The sequence below is a fragment of the Shewanella marisflavi genome (genome assembly GCF_002215585.1).
Classification (GTDB): Bacteria; Pseudomonadota; Gammaproteobacteria; order Enterobacterales; family Shewanellaceae; genus Shewanella; species Shewanella marisflavi.
Map to the genome: position 1 here is coordinate 3,214,087 of NZ_CP022272.1, position 16,420 is coordinate 3,230,506.

Below are 16,420 nucleotides of genomic sequence, written 5' to 3' on the forward strand. Positions count from 1 at the left end.
ATGAGTAACGATTTTCAATTTATTGAAGTAGGCCGTAAGGATCCGACCAAACACGACGCCAAGAAACGCGCAACGCAGTTTATCGAGATCTATCAGCCCTTTGCACAGCCTCAAGTGAAAGAGCAGGCTGACCGATGCCTAGACTGTGGTAACCCCTACTGTGAGTGGAAATGTCCGCTGCACAACTATATCCCCAACTGGCTGCAACTGGCCAAACAGGGACGCATTCTTGAGGCGGCTGAGTTGGTCCATGAGACCAACACACTGCCGGAGATCTGTGGCCGCGTCTGTCCTCAGGACAGACTGTGTGAAGGTGCCTGTACCCTCAACGACGAGTTTGGCGCCGTCACCATAGGCAACGTAGAGAAATACATTACCGACACCGCTATCGCTCAGGGCTGGCGCCCGGATATGAGCAAGGTGGTTGAACGTAAGGAGCGCGTCGCCATCATAGGCGCGGGCCCGGCTGGCCTTGGCTGCGCCGATATCCTCGCCCGCAACGGCGTCAAGGCGGTGGTGTTCGACAAGCATCCTCAGATAGGCGGCCTGCTCACCTATGGTATTCCCGCCTTCAAGCTGGATAAATCTGTTATGGCGACCCGCCGCACCGTCCTCGAAGGGATGGGGATAGAGTTCAGTCTCGGCGTTACCGTAGGCGAGGATATCGGCTTCGATACCCTGCTGGACGAATATGATGCCGTCTTCCTCGGCATGGGCACCTACACCCCGATGAAGGCCGGTCTGGAAAACGAAGATGCCAAGGGCGTCTACCAGGCCCTGCCCTATCTGATTGGCAACACCCACAACGTCATGGGCACCACAGACGATGAAGCCCCTTATCTGAGCCTGGCCGGTCAGAAGGTGGTGGTACTCGGTGGTGGCGACACCGCCATGGACTGTGTACGCACAGCCGTTAGGCAAGGCGCCAGCGAGGTGACCTGTGTCTATCGCCGCGACGAGGCCAATATGCCAGGTTCGCGCCGCGAGGTGCAAAATGCTCGTGAAGAGGGAGTCAACTTCCTGTTCAACCGCCAGCCGACGGCTATCAAGACTCATGATGGTGTGGTCAGCGGCATCGAATGTGTCGAGACCGCTCTGGGTGAGCCTGACGAGTCGGGGCGTCGTCGCCCTGAGCCGATTGCAGGCAGCGAGCAGCTCATCGAGGCCGATGCCATCATCATCGCCTTCGGCTTCCAGCCGAGCCCTGCCAAGTGGTTTGCCGACTATGGTATTGAGCTGGATCAATGGGAGCGCGTGGTCGCCCCTAAGGTCGCCGACAATCCGTTCCAGACCAGCAACCCTAAGGTGTTCGCCGGTGGCGACATGGTGCGCGGCTCAGATCTTGTGGTCACAGCCATCGCCGAAGGCCGTGATGCAGCATTGGGGATCTTAAACACCTTCGAAGCTTAGGTTCGTTAACTTGAGAATCTAAACTTCAACCGTTTGGCTTGTGATTGGCGCTTTAACTTTGAGTGAGAGTTAAAGCGCTTTTTTTGGCCTGGGGAAAACCAGGCTGGTTTTTTGGTTTTGTTGCTTCTGGCTATGTTGGTATTTGGTGGGGTGTTGAAGGTCACACCTTCATGGCTACCTAGCGCCTGCCCGGCGGGGGCGTGTGGGGGACTTATAGATTGTAGCGTCTGGCCTGTTTGGGCATTTGATGGGATTTTGAAGGTCGCACCTTCATGGCAACCTAACGCCTGCCCGGCGGGGGAATGTGGTAATACTTTCGGGTTGCAGCGTCTACCAGTTTGAGTATTGGGTGGATTGTTGAAAACCTCACCTTCATGGTAATTAATTGCTTGCAGCAGGCTTATGTGCAGATACATCTGCTACACGCCGTGAATCCATATATGGACACCTCGATAGATTCAATAGCTAATTTGTTAGTAACAAAAGATATTACTGCGTCCGTATATCCGACCTGTTTATGAGCAATTAGAGGCTCTGGCCTTAATGAGAACCGCGCCTCTACGCCTTAACCGTCCCTCCGAACTCTTAGGTTCATGGACTCTCTCAGGTGTTGTAGAGGCCGGTATTACCTGTTGTTACATTACTTTTTAGCAGTACATGGTTTGTTTTACTTACAGGTCAAACCGCTCTGAACTCCGTTTTCTTAAATAGAATAGCCCAAACAATTCTTGCTAACTTGTTAGCCAGTGCGACTGCAGACTTGTGACTGCCTCGCCGTTCGATAAGCGTTTTAACCCAAACAGACAGCCTGTCTTGCGCTGTTTTACAGTGTCTTATAATCGACCAAGCACATTGAATAAGTAGCTTCCTGAGGTAACGGTTACCTCGCTTCGTTATCCCGCCAAGACTCTGCTTTCCACCGCTTGAATGCTCTTTTGGCACTAAGCCAATGTTTGCTGAAAAATGTCTACCGTTTTTGTAGGACGAACCATTACCTGCAAACGAGACTACGGCTGTTGCCGTAATTTCTCCTATTCCCTTTATTTGCATTAGTAGTTTAGCTCCTTCGGAAGCCTGGGCCTGCTGTTTGATATCCTTTTCTGATGACTTTATGGCTTCATCAATCGCGCTCCACTCTTGGTGTAGCAGAGTAAAGTGGACTCGAGCTCTTTCGGTTAATTCATTTTCTGCATCTTCAATTAAGTCAGGTAATGCTGCTTTAAGGCTTTCTTTGCCTTGAGCAATAACGATACCATACTCATTTAGCAGGCCTCTGATTTGATTAATCAATGTTGTTCTGGCATCGACCTGCCTTTCTCTGATTCGATGCGCCAACATCATATCAACCTGCTCTAACGTTCTAGGCTCTACAAATTGAATATTAGGTCTATACGCTGCTTCACAAATAGCGAAGGCATCATTACGGTCGTTTTTATTACCTTTGACAAAAGGCTTCACATGCTGAGGGGGAATTAACCTTACTTGATAACCTTGAGCTTTTAAGCTTCTTCCCCAGTAATTTGACCCGCTACAAGCCTCCATAGCTATGATTGCATCAGGGTATTGGGCTAAAAACGCCATAAGTTGATGTCGACGAAGTGCACGATTAAATACAGATTTACAAGCCTGATTCACACCACAAACTTGGAAGACATTTTTTGCCAAATCGATACCAATTAGAGTAACTTTCATAGTGGACACCTTTTGTTGATATTGAACTCGCAAATTCAATATGGCGCTTTTGACGCCGACTTTACAAGAGGTGTCCATCTCATCATCCGTGGAGGCTCGACGATGGCATCCCTGCCATCGACGTCCGCAGATGCATCTACACCCGGTATCTAACGTCTCTTCGATTTGGCCGCTCTTGATAACGTTTAGGAAAACTAAATCAGCACTCTTTAGATTGCTCGCCTTTTTTGGGACCAGCTCACATTCTCCTTGTTATGCAACTATATTATTGGTATAAATTTCATGCGCTTAAAAGTTTTTATTACGAGATGCATGAGGTGATGACGATTTACATATCCGACATTCTCGCTAATAAGCCTTAACTGTTGCGATCGAACTATGAAGATTACTCAAATAACGAGAAGAGACCTCTTCGATGCAATTATCGTAGAGAAAATAGATTGGGCGGGCTCACTTGAAGAGCCTGAGTTTTTGGCACGTATTTACAATCTTCAGGAGATCAGCTCAACGGATCAAAGATTTCCAGATGCAGCCGGAGATATTTGGCAGCATAGAGTCAATAACTATGACTGGGAAGATCATTGGATTTTTCACGACTCTCGATTTCAGCTCATGAATGGAGATGACGAAATATTACTTAGGTTTCTAGCTGAAACAGTTCACCCAATCGTTTGGTCAGATGCAACTGAGTCGCAACGATTAGTACAGCTATATAACGAGTTCTTACGAAATGATGGCTTTGAGCTGGCGGAAAAAACACGTATTTCAGGGAAGCCCATTTACATAGGAAGAAATGTCGGCACGGCTTCAATGCCGGGAATGTCATCAGCTAAAGAAGTTCTTAGTGGTACAGACTTAGTATATGTTGCTCAACAGATTACTCGCATGGAGGCTGCGGTTAATAATGATCCTAGCTTAGCTATTGGTACAGCCAAAGAATTGATAGAAAGTTGTTGTAAAACGATTCTCGCGGAAAGAAATATCGCTGTGGGAAATTCTGATGACGTGCCAAAACTTGTGAAAGCAACTGTTAAGGAGCTAAAACTTACACCAAGTGATATCCCGGATGAAGCTAAAGCTGCTGACTCTATTAGAAAGCTTTTGAGCAATTTAGCAACGGTTGCGAGTGGAGTAGCTGAACTAAGAAATAAATACGGAACAGGCCATGGTAAAGAAGGAAATGCTAAAGGATTGAGCTCGCGTCATGCAAAGCTAGCGGTTGGAGCCGCATCAACATTGGCAGTATTTTTAGTTGAAACGCACCGTGAACAGAGTGACAGTTAACAAGCGCAAGCATCCTACTCGCTACGTTTCAGGCTTTTCCGAGCGTTAATTCGACAGATTTCAGAACCTGAATTTAAGGTATTAATGTTTCTTCGCAAACTCATACCTATCCAAGAATGATATAGCTTTGACAGGTATTGGATACCAGATGCGGCTAAATCGAAGAGATGGATGACCTGGTGTAGATACGCCGGTGAGCTTCCGAAACAGGGATGTTTCGGTAGAGCCTACAGGGAATGTATTCACGGCGTCTCACAGGCGTATCTGCACATGAGCCTGCCGCAGGCAATAGGTAAACCATAACCTAATGGTTATAAACCCCACCTTCAAACACCAAATAAGTTTAACGCTCAATTAGCGAAACCGAATTGCCGCAAGCAATTCAAAATAACGCCTGATGTCTCGGCGTGAGTCCCCCTATCTCGCCACCGAACCACTTTATTGATATATTAGCGGCCATTATCTATGACAGGCTGCGCCACGGGCGCGGCCAGATCCACCTCCACCATAAAGGGCATTCAATGAAAATTGGTATTATCGGCGCCATGGAGCCAGAAGTCGCTCATCTTATCGCGTCTATGACAGACACTCAGACCCAAACCATCGCCGGCATAGAGTTTGTTGCTGGACAGCTTGAGGGCAAAGAGGTGATCGTCACCCGCTCTGGCATAGGTAAGGTCACCGCCAGTGTCGCCACTACCCTGCTGATTGAGAAATATGCCCCAGATTACGTGATCAACACAGGTTCTGCTGGCGGCTTCGTCGACAGTCTGGCCATCGGCGATATCGTTATCTCCTCAGAGGTGCGTCACCATGACGTGGATGTCACCGCCTTTGGCTATGAAATTGGCCAGATGGCGCAGCAACCCGCCGCCTTTATTCCCGATGCTAAGCTGGTTGATGCCGCTAAGCAAGCCGTGGCAAGCCTGGGTGAGGTGAAGGCAATTGAAGGCCTTATCTGCACCGGCGACAGCTTCATCTGCGATCCTGAGCGCACTAAGGTGATGTTGAAAAACTTCCCCACCATGGCTGCCTGTGAGATGGAAGGCGCTGCGATTGCTCAAGTTTGTCACCAGTTCAAGGTGCCCTTCGTTGTGATCCGCTCACTGTCAGACAACGCCAACAACGACTCACCGGTCGACTTTGACAGCTATCTGGTCAAGGCGGGTCATCACTCGGCACTGATGGTGATCGCCCTGCTAAAACAGCTTTAAGCATCACGCCTTAAGGCTGACACCGCAAGATGCAGGATCTTATTCAGCAGTTACTGACGGACAGCCCCTTTTACCAAGGGGCTGCCATCTTGTTGGTGGCAATAGTGATGGCGCTGCTTGCGCCGCTCCCCCGGGAATACCAGGCCTTCTACTGGTTTTCTCACCTGGCCAAAAGCCTGTCGGCCAAGGTAGCTCGGAGCGATCGCGATGCGGGTCAGCAGCGACTGGCGGGCAGCCTCTCTATACTGCTATTAGTTGTTCCCTTCTGGCTGATCTTAAGCTTTCTGCTGGAGCTTGCTGCTTTTCCCTGGTTCTTCGAGTGCGTGTTTCTTTATCTCTGTCTGTGCGATGAGCAGTTTCATAAGGTGGCCGAAGAAACCGCTCAGGCGCTCAGCCGTCAGGATAAACAGCAAGCGCGCCAGCTGCTGAGTCACTGGGTCTATCGTGACACCCGCGAGCTTTCCGAGGTTGGACTCTGTAAGACAGTTATCGAAAAACTGCTTACCACTTCCATCTATGGCACGGTCGCCACCATACTCTTTTTCGCCATCGGCGGCGCGCCTTTAGTCCTGGGGGCGAGGATGATCAAACAGCTGGAGTACACCTGGCCGGCGCTCAATCCTGAGTATCGTGAGTTTGGCCGCCCGGCCTATCTGCTGAGCTCTTTAATCTATTGGCTGCCCACTCAGGCCTGGAACTTCACCTTGGCTATCCAGGGAGGCCCTGGCGCCCTGATGCAGCTGTTAAGACCACCTAAGAGCCCACAGCCGGTCAACAATTACCTGCCTACCTGCGCCTTGGCGGCTAAGGTGCTCAATACAGAGCTTGGCGGCCCACAAAAGTTTGCCGGTCACAAAGTGGTGCTTATGCGCATAGGTACAGGTCCCAAGCCGACCCTCCACACCATCAGCGCCGCCCTAAAACTGGCCCGGCTCAGCAAAGGCATCTGGATACTCTCGCTGCTTTTACTCCCCTGCCTCTGGGCTATCTTGAGGCTGCTGGCACACGCATAATCGCTACATCTCAGGTATCACGGCCCGTGCTTTTGACTAGACAAGCTTCAACCGCTTGGTATTATTCTCTTCTGGCCGCAACATCATGACGCTATAGGCATAACGACTTTGTTTGATAACCTCCATATTTCACTGACCACACCGGCGCTGCTATTTCCGGCTATCTCATTGTTATTGCTAGCCTATACCAACCGATTTTTCTCACTGGCGGCCTTGATCCGCAGTCTGAGCGCCGAGGGAAAGCCAGTACACTCTGGTCAGCTGAAAAACCTGCGCAGACGCATCGTCATCATTCGCCGCATGCAAGAGGCGGGCGTTTCCAGCTTCGCCCTTTGCGTTTTGTGTATGATCTTCATCTATATCGGTTTTAATAAAACAGGTTCTATCATCTTCGGCTCAAGCCTGCTGCTTCTGCTCTATTCTCTGGTACTGTCTGTGATTGAGATCCGTATCTCGGTCGATGCCCTGAACTATCACCTACAAGAGCTAGATCAATGAAGGAGTGGATCTACTTTTTCGACCTGTGCGGCACCGCAGTCTTTGCCCTCTCTGGCGCGCTAGCGGCAGGACGTCACCGTATGGACCCTTTCGGAGTCATAGTTCTGGCCTCGGTCACCGCCATCGGCGGCGGCAGCATACGCGATGCCCTGCTGGGAACCACACCGGTATTTTGGATCCGCGACCCTAACTACATCATAGTGATCCTGGCAACCGTACTGCTGACACTGATCTTTATTCGTAAACCCAAGAAGGTGCCGCAATACACACTGCCGGTAGCCGATGCCTTAGGTCTGGCGCTTTTTACCGTGATCGGTGCAGAAAAAGCACTCAATCTTGGCCTCAGCGGTATGATTGCCGTGGTAATGGGCTTGATAACTGGCGTGGGAGGCGGCATTATTCGTGACATACTCTGTCGCCAGGTGCCCATGATATTACGCACCGAAATCTATGCGACTGCCTCGATTTTTGGTGGGATCAGCTATACCTGTGCCATCGCCTGGGGCTTGGCAGATAAGGTGGCCTTGGCCGTCGCCATGATAAGCGCGTTAGTCATACGACTGGCCGCCATCAAGTGGCACCTACGACTTCCGGCGTTCGACTTAAAGAAAACATAAGATGATCAAGCAGTTTTTAGTTAGCATTCTGATGATATTGCCCCTGGCATCCCAGGCGGCACCTGGCGATATGCCCGCCGAGCAACAGATGGCGATCAAATATATCCAAGCGCTGACCGATCACGACTATCGCACCCTAGCCTCTTTCTATAATCGCGAGAGCATCTTTAAAGACCGCACTGCCAGCAAAACCTACACAGGGCAGCGCGATATTATCGAGTTTTTCGAGCGCGCCCATCGCGGCGTACTGGAATATGATTTCAACATAGAACATATGTATAACTCAGGCTCTTTGGTGGTGATGATAGGTAACTACCATTACCGTGGTCCGGGTAGTCTGTTTGGCAAACCGGGCAAGGTGATCGAGCTGGCTATCCCTGGCGTCACCACCGTCAGGCTGGATCTGGCCAATCACAGAGTCAAAGAGCATGAAGATCTAATGGATTATCAGACCATGCAAGACCAGCTCGCCACCCAGTAATACTTTACCACCAGCCTTCTGGCCGCTAAATTACTAGCATCAAACGAACATAAAAAAAGGCCTGCATCTGCAGGCCTCTTTACATTAATACTCTCAGTATTAACCGCTAAGCGGTTAAACCAGAGTGATCTTGGCAAACTTGCGCTTACCTACCTGGAACACACCTGTCATGCCAGAATTTAGCACTAGGCGGCTGTCTTCAATCTTATCGCCATCAAGCTTGGCGGCGCCTTGCTTGATCATACGCATCGCTTCAGAGGTCGAGCTCACCAAACCGGCGTCTTTAAGCACGTTGGCGATACCGATACCCTCACCGGCAACAATCTCAATCTCTTGGATATCATCGGGAATTGCGCCTTTTTGGAAGCGATTGATGAACTCCTGATGCGCCGCTTCTGCCGCCGCCTCGTCGTGGAAACGAGCGATGATCTCTTTAGCCAGGGCGATCTTCACATCTCTTGGGTTAGTGCCATTTTCGACATCGCTCTTGAGCTGGGCAATCTCTTCCAGTGGACGGAATGAGAGCAGCTCGAAGTAACGCCACATCAGGTCGTCAGAGATAGACATGATCTTACCGAACATCTCACCGGCAGGCTCACTCACACCGATATAGTTGTTGGCAGACTTAGACATCTTCTTCACACCATCCAGACCTTCCAGCAACGGCATCATGATAACCGTTTGTGGCTTCTGACCCGCGGCTTTTTGCAGCTCACGGCCCATCAACAGGTTGAACTTCTGATCCGTACCACCCAGCTCGACATCGGACTCTAACGCCACCGAGTCATAGCCCTGTAGCAGTGGATACATAAATTCGTGGATAGCAATCGACTGTCCCGAGGCGTAACGCTTCTTAAAGTCGTCGCGCTCCATCATACGTGCCACAGTTTGTTGTGACGCCAGACGTATCATGCCCGCAGCGCCGAGCGGCTCTAGCCAGCTTGAGTTAAATTCGATACGCGTCTTGGCTGGGTCCAAAATCTTATAGACCTGCTCTTTATAGGTTTCGGCATTCGCCAATACCTGCTCGCGGGTCAGCGGTGGACGCGTGCTGTTTTTACCACTCGGGTCACCTACCATGCCGGTGAAATCACCGATCAGGAAGATCACTTCATGCCCCAGCTCCTGGAAGGCACGCATCTTATTAAGGATCACCGTATGGCCAAGATGGATATCTGGCGCGGTAGGGTCTGCCCCCAACTTGATGCGCAGAGGACGTCCCTCTTTGAGTTTTTCCAGCAGATCCGATTCGAGCAAAATCTCGTCGGTACCACGTTTAATTTCTGCTAATGCTTGGTCTAAATCAGCCATCTTGGCAGCTACTCCTGAGAGCCGGTAAGTAAATAATGGGGACTAATGTTACTTGTTAGCCAGCACAAATGAAAGAGTGTACACTAACAGGATCGGCTTAAGTGTTAGAAATTGGTATCGGAGTCAATGGGAAAGATCATCACACTCTTAAAACTATTACCCAGATTGCACCAAATCATATTGAGTGCCTTAGTGATCATCACCCTAAGCGTGATATTTATTCCCTCAGAAGATGCTGAAGCCTCCCGCTCAACCAATACTGCGCTATCGGGTAAAATCACCTTTGGTGATCGCGACAACTCGCCCGCCAGCAAAGATGACACAGGCAGCGACGCTAAGTCTCATGCTTACCCTGTCCCGCTCGCCTTTCGCACGCCAGAACCTCCAAGCGCCGATGAAATAGCCCGTGATACCCAAGCGAGCGATAACCTAGATCTCAATGACAATGCCCTGACTCAGGTGAGCATTGCAGACGCAGCCCCTGAAGCGGAAAGAGAGAGCAGCGAAGAGTTTACCGTACGCCGAGGCGATACCCTGGCGGCGCTGTTTAAACGCGCCGGCCTGAGCGCCCGCGATGTCTATGAAATCACACTACTCCCCAAGGCCAAAAAGAACCTACTGAAGATACTACCTGGTGAAGAGATCATTATCGTCAAAGATGATGCGGGTCAGCTCAAGCGAGTGGTCTACCATTTAGACCCTATCTCTACCCTGAAGATCAGCAAAGATGCCAAAGGCTACAGCGAAGAGATCATCAAGAAGCAGGTGGAGCAGCGCACCAAATTCGCCAGCGCCACCATCAACAGCAACTTTTGGAACGCTGGGGTGGGCGCAGGATTAACGCCGAACCAGATCATGCAGCTGGCTACCATCTTCGGCTGGGATATCGACTTTGCCCTGGATCTACGCCAAGGCGACAACTTCGCCATTTTGTTTGAAGAGGAGTACGCCGACGGTGAGTTTTTGCGTAACGGTAATATCTTAGCCGCCGAGTTCTACAACCAGGGCGATCGCTATACGGCGGTGCGCTACAAAGATGGTAACTACTACTCAGAGGAAGGACGCAGCATGCGTAAGGCCTTCCTGCGCTCACCGGTCGACTTTAAGTATGTTAGCTCCAGCTTCAACCCGCGCCGCCTGCACCCTGTGACAGGCCAGGTAAAAGCCCATAGAGGGGTAGACTATGTCGCCGCCGTGGGAACGCCGATCAAGGCTGCCGGTAAAGGGCGAGTCACCAAGTCAGGTTATAACCAGTACAATGGCAACTATGTCTTTATTAAGCATAACGAAACCTATACCACCAAATACTTGCATCTCAAGCAGCGCAAGGTGAAACAGGGGCAGACGGTGAAACAGGGGCAGATCATCGGCACCCTGGGCGCTACCGGCCGGGTAACTGGCGCCCACCTGCATTACGAATTTATCGTCAACGGCGTGCACCGCAACCCACGCACGGTCAAGCTGCCACAATCACTGCCCATCGATAACAAGGAAAAATCTACTTTCCTCGCCCTAAGCAAACAATTGATGGCTAAACTTGAACAGAACAAGCAAGTGCAATTGGCCTCCCATTAGTCTCTCTTTTTAGGTCAACAGACCCCAGGACACCTTGATGAGCAAACATTACTATATCGGTCTGATGTCGGGCACCAGCATGGACGGTGTCGATGCCGTGCTAGTCGACTTCACCGATAACAAGATCACTCTGGTCGATACCTATACCGAGCCCCTTCCCAGTCATCTGCTCAGCGGCCTACAACGCCTTTGCCAGTCGGGCTCAGATGAGATCAACCGTATGGGCATACTGGACCGCAGCGTCGGCAAGCTGTTTGCTCAGGCCGTCGAAGGCTTGCTGGCCAAGAGTGGCGTAGACAGACATCAGATCACCGCCATTGGCAGTCACGGCCAAACGGTGCGTCACATGCCTAACCTGGAGCTGGGGTTTACCCTACAAATTGGCGACCCTAACACCATCGCCGCCCTCACAGGCATAGATGTTATCGCCGATTTTCGCCGTAAAGATATCGCCCTCGGTGGTCAGGGCGCACCTCTTGTGCCCGCCTTTCACCAGGAGCTGTTTGCCAAACCTGGCCACCAGCGAATGATCCTCAATATCGGCGGCATCTCTAACATCACCTATCTACCTGGCGATGCCAGCGCTGTGATAGGGTTTGATAACGGTCCGGGCAATACCTTGATCGACACCTGGATTAAACAGGTACAGGGCGAGGCTTACGATAAGGACGGTGCCTGGGCGGCTAGCGGCAAGACAGACGAGCAGCTGCTTAAGCAGATGCTGTCTCACTCCTATTTCTCACTCAGCGCCCCCAAAAGCACAGGACGCGAGCTGTTTAACCAGGCATGGCTAGAGCAGCAAACCGCCGACTTTGGTTACCTGGATGAAGCGGATATTCAATCTTCCCTGCTCGATTTGACCTGCCACAGCATAGCCAACGACTGCCTTAAGCTCACCGATAAGGCCGAGCTTTATGTCTGCGGAGGCGGCGCCTTTAACACTGAGCTACTCAAGCGTCTAAGTGAGTTACTGCCTAACTACCAGGTTAATACGACTGCCAGCCTAGGTATCGCTCCACAATGGGTCGAGGGGATCGCCTTCGCCTGGCTGGCGATGCGCCATAAGCTTGGCTTACCCGGTAACCTGCCCGCCGTTACAGGCGCTAGCCGCGAGACAGTCCTCGGCGGCCTCTTTCCCGGTAACTGATCACGACAGCTAACACTATCCAAGGCGCTGCGCACCGCCCGCCTCGGCAACAAAACTGTTAGCCTAGGGCGGCGCAGATTGCTATTATGGCGGCCAATCGGCCCAGCCACTAAATGATGAAAGAGACCACAATGACCAAGAGTGCACAACAAGCCAGCCAGATGACCCCAGAGGCGCGTTACGACTACCTCGTCGAGCAGGCCAAGGAGACCAAAACCCTATGGACCCTACAAGACGCCGACGGCTGCGTCATGCTGACCACAGAAGATGAAGATTGCATCCCTATGTGGCCCTGCGAAGAAACGGCCAAAATGTGGGCGGTCGATGATTGGGCCGACTGTATTCCCTTGGCTATCGCGCTGGACGAGTGGCTGGAACGCTGGGTACCTGGCATGCAAGATGACGATCTGTTTGTCGCCGTCTTCCCGGTACAGGAAGATCTTGGCGTGGTGATCCCACCCTATGAACTAGAGCAGCGCCTGACGCCCAAGGCGCGTCACTAATAGGCTCACCAATTAGCTCATGGGAGAGAACAAGTTGTCGACGCCAGAGATAACAGAGACAAAGGCCCAAATAGACGCCTCTCAAGCCGTTACAGAGCAAACTGCCAGCGCACAGCCTGCAAAGGCCAAGTTACCTAAGCGCTTAATGGCGCTGCTGGCGCTACTGACGCTCGCCTCCATCAGTGGTTTGATGGCTAAGCAAGGGGTACTGTTTTGCATGCTCACCCTGCTGATGGTGATAGCCGTTCTAGGCCGTCAGAAAGCAGGGCTCTATATGCTCAGGGGCTACACCCTTATCCAGCTGGGCCTGGTGAGTCTGCTGCCGGTGATCTTATATGACCCAGACAACCTGGTGGCAGGTCCATCAACTTTTCATCTGGGAGAGTGGCAAGGCAAATTGCCAGATTGGTTAGTGTTCACTGTACTGATACTGCTTGCTCTGCTGCAGGTCTGGATAGCCTTTACCCCAAAGGTGAAGGCCTACTGTCATATTAAGAACAGCATGAATATCATGAAGTAGCCTAAGGCACTCGGCTTTCAACTAAGTCCCAAAAACAAGCACAAAAAAAGCCAGCATTGCTGGCTTTTTATTTATCACTTATCGGTGCTTAAGCTGCGATGGGCTTATACCGAGAAGCTGGCACCACAACCACAGGTCGTCGTAGCATTCGGGTTTTTAACGAAGAAACGCGACCCTTCCAGTCCCGAGGTGTAATCCACTTCGCCACCTACTAAGTATTGTAGGCTCATTGGGTCAACCACAAGTTGAACCCCTTGCTTCTCAACGGTAAAGTCACCTTCGTTGACCTTCTCATCGAATGTAAAGCCATACTGAAAACCTGAACATCCGCCGCCCGTTACGTAAACACGTAACTTAAGTGCGTCGTTTTGCTCTTCCTCCAATAAGGTTTTAACCTTGGCCGCTGCCGCGTCGGTAAAACGAATTGGCATTGTATCTTCAGCTTGTTCAGTCATTACTACCTCTTACATCGGTTTGCTGAGCGGAATTATCCGATACCTGACTGTTTTGTTCAAGTAATAGTCGTGGATCGGTTGAAATCTGTGACGTTTCGCCCTCTTCGGCCGGGGCGTAAGCCTCATCAGCTAGGGGCTCCTCGGGAGCGTCGGGCTCTCCACCAGAGCGAGTGCCTACATCGGTTTCGCTATCTGGGGTAACCAGTAATTCCTGAGCGGTGAAACTTTGCTGCGCCTTAGCTCCTTTGCTCCAGCGGCTCGCCGGCACTATCACCTCAGCCTCAACCCTAGAAAGTTCAAAATCGGCAGGTAGGGTGATCTCGGCTTCCAGAGTTTGGAAATAGCGAAAACTAAAAGCGAACTTAGTATCGGTCAGTGAGGCGAGCGACAAGGTCACCATCTTCCCCTGTTGCACACCGATAAAAGCAATTTTTGCCTGCCCCTTTAGCGCCTGCTTACGCTTTTGCAGCTGAGTAAGCACTAACTTGACCCTATACTGATTAGCCAGTGGCCCAGGAGTCATCTCCAAGCCATGAATGGCCACACCATCGGCTTGATGCTCCGGCGCCATGATGCTGCGATAGAAGGCCAACTCTCTGTCGAGCGCCTTCTGTTTTTGATGTTGCTCCAAAAACATCTTCTGCATATTGCTGTTGGCTTCGCGCTCGAGAGAAAGCTCCAGATTTCGCGACGCCAGCACCTCGGCCTGCTCTTTGAGTGCCTGACGCAGCTCGGCCTCACGCCCGTTGGATTGCGCCGGCCTGACGGCATTGTGTGATGACCAAAGATCCCAGGTCAACACACCAATAAAAAAGGCCACGATCACTAAACAAAACAGATAAACGCTCGAAGGTCTAATTTTTCGTTCGAGCACTTGCATGCGATCGATCCAACGATGATAATTTGGCATTAAGTACAAGCCCCTTATAATAATTTTTTATTCGCCCCGCGAAGCTCTTTACGACTGATCCGGAAGGTTACTGTGCAGCTCAAAATAAATAGCGCAATACAGCAATGCCAGAAATACCTCAATACAGACCTCAAAGATAAATTGGCCCAGGCCAAGATCAGTGTTCAGCTATGCGGCCTGGCGCTTGCTTTTGCTCTGGTGGCGTCCGGAGTGATCATCCTATTTCGTCTCTTGCTGCAATGGCTTAACCAGCTCACCCAGACCCAAGAGTGGCAGTTTACTGACAACTGGGGCGACTGGCGAGTCCTATTACCCCTTTTAGGCGCGATCTTAATCTGGTTTGTGGCCATTTTGGGATCTAAGCGTTACAAGCGCATGGGGATCGCCTATGTGATGCAACGAATGAAACTGCACTACGGCAAGATCCCATTACAATCGGCACCCGGCCAGTTCTTTCAGGCGCTCTTTGCCCTGGCCACCAACTTCTCGGTAGGCCGCGAAGGACCTGCGATTCACTTGGGCGCGGTGAGTGCCAGCGTGATGGCGGAAAAATTTAAGCTGCCCGACAATAGCGTGCGCATCATGTGTGCCAGTGGCATCGCCGCCGGTATTGCCGCGACTTTCAACGCCCCGCTGGCGGCGGTGATCTTCGTGTTCGAGGTGATCCTGCGGGAATACAAGGTGCACTACTTCTTCCCCATTATGCTCTCCGCCATCTGCGGCGCCCTCTCCAGTCAGTTGGTGTTTGGCAATATTCACGAATATGAGCAGATAGGAGTAAGTCATATTCCCCTATCTCAGTATCCTGTGCTGGCCCTGTGCGGTATCACTTTGGGCTGCATCGCGGCGCTGTTTAATCACACCCTGCTGAAAGTCACCGCAATGGGGCAGCAACATCCACTTATCTTAAGGCTATTGCTTGCCGGGCTTATCACCACGCTTATCGGCTTCTTTCTGCCCCAGGCGCTCGGCAGTGGCGACCTGGCCATCAGCCATGCCATTAGCGAGCATCCCAGCCTAGTGCTGCTCATTGGCTTGTTGCTTGGCAAGATAATCGCCACCATCGCCGCCATTGGCCTAGGGATCCCCGGTGGCATCATAGGCCCACTGTTTGGCATAGGCGCACTTATTGGCGCCATACTGGCTGTGGTCAGCGCCATGTTATTTCCCACCATCACCCCCTATGTCGGCCTCTATACCGTCATCGGCATGACAGCCATGATGGGGGTCTGCCTTAGCGCGCCTCTGGCCGCTCTGGTCGCCCTACTGGAGCTGACCAATAACGCCGCCATCATCTTACCCTCTATGTTCGTGACCATACCGGCATTCTTGATTGCCCATCAGGCATTCAACACCAAATCACTGTTTTATAAACAGATAGAGCTAATGGGGCTGGACTATAAGCTCTCCTCGGTGAAGCTTGGCCTGCAAAAGAAGGGGGTTCGCGCTGTGATGGACAAACGTTTCGTCATCGTTAAAGACAACGATGAGCTGCTGCTTGAGGTACTTAAACGCGCCGAAGGGCGCTCGGTATTGATGCGCAATAATCAGGGCAAGATGGAGATGCTGCAACTTGAGCTACAGGCAAGCGACGAGATAAGCACACTGACTCGCCACCCCATAGAGGGTCTAGTCGACACAGCAACCCTTAAAGAGGTCTACGATATTCTCTCAAAAGAGCGCCGCGGCGAGGTGTTTATCTATCAAGACAGGCCAGACAATGTCGTCGGGGTGATCAGCTGGGTGATGCTGCAAAAAGAGATCAACCAAGGGCAGATTTAATCAATGCC

General features: G+C 51.4%; 17 protein-coding genes. 12 read left to right on the forward strand and 5 right to left on the reverse strand.

Going from position 1 to position 16,420, the window contains the following annotated elements:
- A complete protein-coding gene (locus tag CFF01_RS14260) occupies positions 1-1,410 on the forward strand; it encodes an FAD-dependent oxidoreductase (RefSeq protein WP_088905964.1) in 1,410 nt (469 codons plus the stop codon).
- Positions 1,411-1,415: 5 nt separating this feature from the next.
- Here CFF01_RS14260 and CFF01_RS14265 read toward each other — a convergent pair whose 3' ends face one another.
- Together CFF01_RS14265 and CFF01_RS14270 are read right to left on the reverse strand one after the other, a co-directional pair.
- Entirely contained in the window at positions 1,416-1,826 is a 411-nt protein-coding gene (locus CFF01_RS14265) for a hypothetical protein (protein WP_088905229.1), read from the reverse strand.
- 262 nt (positions 1,827-2,088) lie between these two features.
- Positions 2,089-3,102, reverse strand: a complete 1,014-nt coding sequence (locus CFF01_RS14270; protein ID WP_088905927.1) for an IS110 family RNA-guided transposase — start codon at positions 3,100-3,102, stop codon at positions 2,089-2,091.
- Between the two features lie 378 nt (positions 3,103-3,480).
- On the opposite strand from CFF01_RS14270, the gene CFF01_RS14275 reads away from it, so the two are divergent.
- The 6 genes from CFF01_RS14275 (at position 3,481) to CFF01_RS14300 (ending at position 8,209) form a co-directional block, all read left to right on the forward strand.
- On the forward strand, positions 3,481-4,386 hold the full coding sequence (locus CFF01_RS14275) for an abortive infection family protein (RefSeq protein ID WP_088905230.1): 906 nt from the start codon (positions 3,481-3,483) through the stop codon (positions 4,384-4,386).
- Positions 4,387-4,907: 521 nt separating this feature from the next.
- Positions 4,908-5,600 (forward strand): 5'-methylthioadenosine/S-adenosylhomocysteine nucleosidase, encoded by a 693-nt coding sequence (mtnN, locus tag CFF01_RS14280; protein WP_033540084.1) that lies wholly within the window; start codon positions 4,908-4,910, stop codon positions 5,598-5,600.
- 29 nt (positions 5,601-5,629) lie between these two features.
- The gene (locus CFF01_RS14285) at positions 5,630-6,613 is read left to right on the forward strand and encodes a cobalamin biosynthesis protein CobD/CbiB (protein ID WP_088905231.1); all 984 of its coding nucleotides are present in this window, start codon (positions 5,630-5,632) and stop codon (positions 6,611-6,613) included.
- A 108-nt stretch (positions 6,614-6,721) separates the two neighbouring features.
- Positions 6,722-7,111, forward strand: coding sequence for a DUF2721 domain-containing protein (locus CFF01_RS14290; RefSeq protein ID WP_033540085.1), 390 nt, complete (start codon positions 6,722-6,724; stop codon positions 7,109-7,111).
- Positions 7,108-7,728, forward strand: coding sequence for a trimeric intracellular cation channel family protein (locus tag CFF01_RS14295; protein ID WP_033540086.1), 621 nt, complete (start codon positions 7,108-7,110; stop codon positions 7,726-7,728). Before CFF01_RS14290 ends, CFF01_RS14295 begins: the two co-directional genes overlap by 4 nt.
- 1 nt (position 7,729) lies before the next feature.
- Positions 7,730-8,209, forward strand: coding sequence for a nuclear transport factor 2 family protein (locus tag CFF01_RS14300; protein WP_033540087.1), 480 nt, complete (start codon positions 7,730-7,732; stop codon positions 8,207-8,209).
- Positions 8,210-8,323: 114 nt separating this feature from the next.
- Here the strand turns inward: CFF01_RS14300 and tyrS are convergent, their stop codons facing one another.
- Positions 8,324-9,520, reverse strand: a complete 1,197-nt coding sequence (gene tyrS, locus CFF01_RS14305) for a tyrosine--tRNA ligase (protein WP_088905232.1) — start codon at positions 9,518-9,520, stop codon at positions 8,324-8,326.
- 126 nt (positions 9,521-9,646) lie between these two features.
- Here tyrS and CFF01_RS14310 point away from each other — a divergent pair, with 126 nt between their 5' ends.
- The 4 genes from CFF01_RS14310 to CFF01_RS14325 all read left to right on the forward strand — a co-directional run bounded on the left by CFF01_RS14310 (position 9,647) and on the right by CFF01_RS14325 (position 13,265).
- Positions 9,647-11,095, forward strand: coding sequence for a peptidoglycan DD-metalloendopeptidase family protein (locus tag CFF01_RS14310; protein WP_088905233.1), 1,449 nt, complete (start codon positions 9,647-9,649; stop codon positions 11,093-11,095).
- Positions 11,096-11,132: 37 nt separating this feature from the next.
- Positions 11,133-12,242 (forward strand): anhydro-N-acetylmuramic acid kinase, encoded by a 1,110-nt coding sequence (locus CFF01_RS14315; protein ID WP_033540090.1) that lies wholly within the window; start codon positions 11,133-11,135, stop codon positions 12,240-12,242.
- 131 nt (positions 12,243-12,373) lie between these two features.
- Positions 12,374-12,745 (forward strand): DUF2750 domain-containing protein, encoded by a 372-nt coding sequence (locus tag CFF01_RS14320; RefSeq protein ID WP_408640497.1) that lies wholly within the window; start codon positions 12,374-12,376, stop codon positions 12,743-12,745.
- 19 nt (positions 12,746-12,764) lie between these two features.
- Entirely contained in the window at positions 12,765-13,265 is a 501-nt protein-coding gene (locus CFF01_RS14325) for a hypothetical protein (RefSeq protein WP_373681759.1), read from the forward strand.
- Between the two features lie 104 nt (positions 13,266-13,369).
- On the opposite strand, the gene erpA is transcribed toward CFF01_RS14325, so the two are convergent.
- On the reverse strand, positions 13,370-13,720 hold the full coding sequence (gene erpA / locus CFF01_RS14330) for an iron-sulfur cluster insertion protein ErpA (RefSeq protein WP_011864821.1): 351 nt from the start codon (positions 13,718-13,720) through the stop codon (positions 13,370-13,372).
- Positions 13,713-14,630, reverse strand: coding sequence for a DUF6776 family protein (locus CFF01_RS14335; RefSeq protein ID WP_088905235.1), 918 nt, complete (start codon positions 14,628-14,630; stop codon positions 13,713-13,715). Before CFF01_RS14335 ends, erpA begins: the two co-directional genes overlap by 8 nt.
- Positions 14,631-14,702: 72 nt before the next feature.
- Here CFF01_RS14335 and CFF01_RS14340 point away from each other — a divergent pair, with 72 nt between their 5' ends.
- The gene (locus tag CFF01_RS14340; RefSeq protein ID WP_198387048.1) at positions 14,703-16,412 is read left to right on the forward strand and encodes a chloride channel protein; all 1,710 of its coding nucleotides are present in this window, start codon (positions 14,703-14,705) and stop codon (positions 16,410-16,412) included.
- Positions 16,413-16,420: the final 8 nt, after the last annotated feature.

Excerpts from the sequence above, each read along its gene's own strand:
- CFF01_RS14295 (WP_033540086.1), top strand. The coding sequence starts at position 7,108 with ATGAAGGAGTGGATCTACTTTTTCGACCTGTGCGGCACCGCAGTCTTT.
- CFF01_RS14315 (WP_033540090.1), top strand. The coding sequence starts at position 11,133 with ATGAGCAAACATTACTATATCGGTCTGATGTCGGGCACCAGCATGGAC.
- CFF01_RS14300 (WP_033540087.1), top strand. The coding sequence starts at position 7,730 with ATGATCAAGCAGTTTTTAGTTAGCATTCTGATGATATTGCCCCTGGCA.
- tyrS (WP_088905232.1), bottom strand. The coding sequence starts at position 9,520 with ATGGCTGATTTAGACCAAGCATTAGCAGAAATTAAACGTGGTACCGAC.
- CFF01_RS14270 (WP_088905927.1), bottom strand. The coding sequence starts at position 3,102 with ATGAAAGTTACTCTAATTGGTATCGATTTGGCAAAAAATGTCTTCCAA.
- erpA (WP_011864821.1), bottom strand. The coding sequence starts at position 13,720 with ATGACTGAACAAGCTGAAGATACAATGCCAATTCGTTTTACCGACGCG.
- CFF01_RS14320 (WP_408640497.1), top strand. The coding sequence starts at position 12,374 with ATGACCAAGAGTGCACAACAAGCCAGCCAGATGACCCCAGAGGCGCGT.
- CFF01_RS14265 (WP_088905229.1), bottom strand. The coding sequence starts at position 1,826 with ATGTATCTGCACATAAGCCTGCTGCAAGCAATTAATTACCATGAAGGT.
- mtnN (WP_033540084.1), top strand. The coding sequence starts at position 4,908 with ATGAAAATTGGTATTATCGGCGCCATGGAGCCAGAAGTCGCTCATCTT.
- CFF01_RS14260 (WP_088905964.1), top strand. The coding sequence starts at position 1 with ATGAGTAACGATTTTCAATTTATTGAAGTAGGCCGTAAGGATCCGACC.
- CFF01_RS14275 (WP_088905230.1), top strand. The coding sequence starts at position 3,481 with ATGAAGATTACTCAAATAACGAGAAGAGACCTCTTCGATGCAATTATC.
- CFF01_RS14335 (WP_088905235.1), bottom strand. The coding sequence starts at position 14,630 with ATGCCAAATTATCATCGTTGGATCGATCGCATGCAAGTGCTCGAACGA.
- CFF01_RS14310 (WP_088905233.1), top strand. The coding sequence starts at position 9,647 with ATGGGAAAGATCATCACACTCTTAAAACTATTACCCAGATTGCACCAA.
- CFF01_RS14325 (WP_373681759.1), top strand. The coding sequence starts at position 12,765 with ATGGGAGAGAACAAGTTGTCGACGCCAGAGATAACAGAGACAAAGGCC.
- CFF01_RS14285 (WP_088905231.1), top strand. The coding sequence starts at position 5,630 with ATGCAGGATCTTATTCAGCAGTTACTGACGGACAGCCCCTTTTACCAA.